The sequence below is a fragment of the Actinosynnema sp. NPDC002837 genome (assembly GCF_040295345.1).
Lineage (GTDB): Bacteria > Actinomycetota > Actinomycetes > Mycobacteriales > Pseudonocardiaceae > Actinosynnema.
Window position 1 is genome coordinate 1 of record NZ_JBEOVG010000186.1, and the last position, 4,692, is coordinate 4,692.

Annotated in this window: 3 protein-coding genes; 1 reads left to right on the forward strand and 2 read right to left on the reverse strand. The window is 74.3% G+C overall.

The features are described from left to right. Positions 1–293: 293 nt before the first annotated feature. Positions 294–1,904 carry an outer membrane protein assembly factor BamB family protein gene (locus tag ABTZ99_RS44645; RefSeq protein ID WP_498778618.1) on the forward strand — a complete coding sequence of 537 codons (1,611 nt, stop codon included), beginning with the start codon at positions 294–296 and terminating at the stop codon, positions 1,902–1,904. Positions 1,905–1,999: 95 nt separating this feature from the next. Here the strand turns inward: ABTZ99_RS44645 and ABTZ99_RS44650 are convergent, their stop codons facing one another. Further along, the gene (locus ABTZ99_RS44650; protein ID WP_499619230.1) at positions 2,000–2,899 is read right to left on the reverse strand and encodes a S66 peptidase family protein; all 900 of its coding nucleotides are present in this window, start codon (positions 2,897–2,899) and stop codon (positions 2,000–2,002) included. Beyond that, positions 2,896–4,647: a prolyl oligopeptidase family serine peptidase gene (locus tag ABTZ99_RS44655; RefSeq protein ID WP_499619232.1), complete on the reverse strand. Its 1,752-nt coding sequence runs from the start codon at positions 4,645–4,647 to the stop codon at positions 2,896–2,898. The genes ABTZ99_RS44650 and ABTZ99_RS44655 overlap by 4 nt, the downstream gene beginning before the upstream one ends. Positions 4,648–4,692: the final 45 nt, after the last annotated feature.

Here is a 4,692-nt window from a genome sequence, read left to right on the forward strand (position 1 = left end):
GTCGCTCGGCAGGGTGGTGACCTGCGCCTCCGCGACGGCAGTCCGAGCTTTCGGTCGGGCCGTGGATCGAGTCACCAGGTCGTGGGTCGGTCCGGTCGCCGAACGCGGCGGCGGCCGTGGTGCCGGCCGTCGGGTCGGCGGCGGAGGGTAGTCCGTCGAGGGTGGGTCGGGATCAGCCGATCGGCTCGGTCGGGGTGGACCTTCTCCCGACGGGATCGGGTCCTTTCGTGGCTCGTGGTCGTCGGGTTCCGCTGTCACGGTGGAGAGGCTTTCCACGATGGCAGGGGGATGGAATGCCGATCTCTGAACGGGTAGTGGCGTTGGTGGCGGCGGCTTCGGCGGTGGCGTTGCTCGGGGGAGGGGGCACGTCGGCCTCGCCGGGGCGGCCCGAGCGGTCGGGTGACTGGGTCACCTGGTCGAAGGACGCGTCCGGGTCGCGGTACGCGGCGGCGGAGTGGCGGATCACGCCTCGCACCGTGTCGAAGCTGAAGGTGAAGTGGGCGTTCGCGTTCCCGAAGTCGGCGGCTCCGGTGCGGAGCCAGCCCGCCGTGGTCGGCGGGGTGGCGTTCTTCGGCGGGCCGGACGGGAAGTTCCACGCGCGGGACGCGCAGACCGGCGCGGAGGTGTGGACGACGGACCTCTCCGGCATCGCTCCGGGCGCCCGGCCGGCAATCCCGTGGGACAGCCCGTCGGTGTCGGGCGGGCGGGTGTACTTCGGCGACATCCGGGGCTTCGTCTACTCGTTGGACCAGGCCACGGGTCGGGTGGTGTGGGCCGAGCAGGTCGACGCGCACCCGGCGGCGACGGTGACCAGTTCACCGATCGTGCACGACGGGAAGGTGTACGTCGGCACGTCGAGCGGTGAGAACGCGGCCACCAGCCCGGACGGGACCGACGACCCGAACTACCCGTGCTGCACGTTCCGCGGCCACCTCGACGCCCTCGACGCGCGCACCGGCGAACTGGTGTGGCGCCACTACACCGTGCCCGAACCGCAGGCGGTCGGGACGTGGCCCAGTGGCGCGACCCGGTACGAGCCGTCGGGCGCCGGGGTGTGGAGCTCGCCGGTGGTCGACCCGCGCAGCGGCACGGTGTACGTCGGCACCGGCCAGAACTACACCGGCAGCGCGGGCGACTTCGACACGTTGCTGGCGCTGGACCACCGCACGGGCGCGGTGAAGTGGCGCAACCAGGTCACGAAAGCCGACACGTGGCGCGGGTTGTGCACCAGCCCCGACCCGGAGGGCTACTGCCCCGGCCTGAAGGACGGCTCGGCGTTGGACTACGACATCGGCGCGACGCCGAACCTGTTCACCGTCGACGGGCGGCGGCTGGTCGGGGTCGGGCAGAAGATGGGCGTCTACCACGTGTTCGACGCGGCGACCGGCGAGGTGGTGTGGCGTCGGCAGCTGGGCGTGCCGCTGCCCAACGGCGGCATCTCGGGCATCCAGTGGGGCACGAGCTACGACGGGCACCGGCTCTACATCGCGACGTACTTCGCCGACCCGGGCACGGTGTTCGCGGTGGACCCGGCCACGGGCCGCGTGCTGTGGGAGACGCCGAACCCGGCGGACGGCTGCACGACCGGCGGCGCCGCGGCGCACCCGGAGGTCTGCACGCTGGGCCACGGCCCGGCGGTGACGAGCAGTCCGGGCCTGGTGTGGGAGGGGGGCAACGACGGCAAGCTGCGGGCGTACTCGGCGCGTGACGGCCGGGTGCTGTGGACCTACGACACGATCCGGGACTTCACCGGCGTCAACGGCCTGCCGGGTCGCGGCGGCACGATCTCCGGTGGTGGCGGTGGCGCGGTCGTGGCCGACGGGATGGTGTACGTGCAGGCGGGCTACTCGCCGGAGTACCCGAACCCGGACGGCGGCGACGTGCTGCTCGCGTTCGGCCTGTGACCGTCGGACCGGGGGAACGGCCGGACCCGGTGAGGACCGGCGACTGGAGCCGGTGACCGGGTCAGGTGACAGCGACGGCGGCGACGCCGGGGTGCTCACGTCACGACGGTGACCACCCCGGTGCCGCCGTCGACCTCGACCGGCACGCCGAGGGGCACGGTGAGCTGGCCCTCGCAGTGCCCGAACCGGGCGTCGGCGACGATCGGCACACCGAGTCCGCCGAGCCGGTCGGCGAGCACGGCGGACGGGTCGCCGCACCCCGTCCACGAGCCGAGGACGAGCCCGGCGACCTGGTCGAACCACCCGGACCGCAGCAGGTCGGTGAGCATCCGGTCGAGGCGGTACGGCTCTTCGTTGACGTCTTCGAGCAGCACGACCGCGTCGGGAGGCGGCGGCGCGTCGAGCAGGCTGAGGTTGCCGCCCACGGCGACACCCCGCGCGACTCCGGGCGCCATGCCGACGCCCCGGTAGGACGTCACGCCGGTGAACAGGGCGGTGCGGAGCCGTTCGCGGGCGTCGGTGTCCTCGACGAACGCCCTGGTGCCGATCATCGGCCCGAACCACGTGGGCACGCCGTGCGCCAGGAACCGCTCGTGCAGCACGGTGGTGTCGCTGGAGCCGACGAACACCTTGCCGTCCGCGGCGGCCGCGACGGCGGTCCAGTCGACCAGGTCGACCATGCGCAGGCTGCCATAGCCGCCCCGGGCGCACAGCACCCCGGCCACGGTCGGGTCCAGCCAGGCCCGTTCGAAGGAGCGGGCGCGGTCGGCGTCGTGGCCGGCGAGGTAGTCCAGCGTCGGGTGGGTGTCCAGGGCGTGGGCGTCGATCCGCACGTCCAGGCCCCATTTGCGCAGCCACGCGGTGCCTGCGTCGAGGAGTTCGGCCGAGCACGGTCCGGCCGGGCTGACCACGACGACCCGGTCGCCGGGCCGCAGCAGCGCGGGCCCGGAGGCGGCGGCACCCGAGCGGGCGGCGCCGGCCGCGTGGGGCGTCACCGGCGCAGCTCCAGGACCGCGATCCCCTCGGGCGTGAAGCCGAACACCTGCCCGTAGAACGACAGCTCGGCCTCCAGCGCGGCGACGATCGTCTCGGCCTTGCGGAACCCGTGCTGCTCGCCCTCGAACGTGAGGTAGGCGTGCGGGATGCCGGTGCCGTCCAGCGCGGAGGCGAACCGGTCGGCCTGCTCCGGCGGGCAGATCTCGTCCTCCAGGCCCTGCAGCAGCAGCACCGGCCCGGCCAGCCGGTCCACCCGGTGCGACGGCGACCGCTCCGCGTACCGGTCGGCGGCGGCGGGCCAGGGCCCGACCAGGCCCTCGACGTAGCGGGACTCGAAGTCGTGGGTCTCGCCGCCCTCGCCGGTCCAGCCGGCCAGGTCGAGGATGGGGAACGCGACCATGCCGCACCGGTAGGTCTTCACCGAGGTCAGCGACGCGGCCGAGGTCCAGCCGCCCGCGCTGCCGCCGCGGATGGCGAGCCGGTCGCCGTCGGCGGCGCCGGAGTCGGCCAAGGCCTGGGCGACGGCGGCGCAGTCGTGCACGTCGACCACGCCCCACTGCTCGCGCAGCCGTTCGCGGAACGCCCGCCCGTAGCCGGTGGAGCCGCCGTAGTTGACCGCGACCACGCCGATGCCGCGGCTGGTCAGGTAGGCGAGCTCCGCGTCGAGCACGGGCGCGGAACGGCCGGTGGGCCCGCCGTGGACGTGCACGACGTAGGGCGGTTTCTCGCCTTCGGGGGCGGCGAAGTCGGGGTTGCGCGGCGGGTAGACGTAGGCGGGCACGTCGCCGTCCGGCCCGCTGAACACGCGTTCCTCGGGCACGGGCAGGTACTCCACCGGCAGCGCCGACTCGGCGGAGGTGTGCTCGGTGAGCACGCCGGTGGACAGGTCCAGCGACACCACGGCGGACTCGGCGAGCGGTCCGGCGGCGCCGCTGACCAGGACGCCGTCGTGCACGGCGAGGTGCGCGTGCCAGACGGGCTGGTCCACGTCGACGTCGGTGACGGTGCCGCTGCGCTCGTCGAGCACGGCCAGCGCGCCGGAGCGCAGCACGGCGTAGCGGCCGGGGCCGATGGCGGCGAACCAGCGGTTGCCCAGCCGCCACATCGGCCCGCCCAGCTCCGCCGCGCACGGCGCGAGGTTCTCCGCCGTGCCGTCCAGGCCGATGCGGAACAGGTTCCACCAGCCGTCGGGATCGGTCAGCGCGAGCAGGGAGTCGCCCTCCCACTCGACCTGGCACACGGCCTCGGTCTCGCCGCCCGCCAGGACGCGGTGGTCGGAGGAGCCGACCTCGGCGACGCACAGCTCGGTGCCGTCCCACGGCATGCGGGGGTGGTCCCAGCCGATCCAGGCGTAGTGGCGGCCGTCGGGCGAGAGCCGCGGCCCGGTCATGAAGTGGTGGCTGGCGGCGAGCACCCGCGGCGGGGAGCCGTCCAGCGGCAGCGCGACCAGTTCGCGGCGCACGTCGGTGCGGGCGTCGCCGGTCACCGTCTCGCGCACGCACCACACCTCGGCGTGGCCGGGTCCGGCGGTGAGGTCGGCGTAGCGGTAGCCGTGCCGGCGCGCGGGCTCGGGGCTGAGCGGGACGGGCCGCGGGTCGTCGGGGTCGAACAGGTAGACGCGCTGGTCGTCCCAGTTCGTGAACGCCACCCGAGTCCCCTCGGGGGTGTCCAGCACGACCCAGGGCCGGCCGCCGTACTCGTGGACGCGGTTGCGCACGTTCCACGGCGGGGGCAGCAACCTGGGCACGATCGACTACCACCCGTGGCCCGTTCGGCGTGCTGACACCGAACG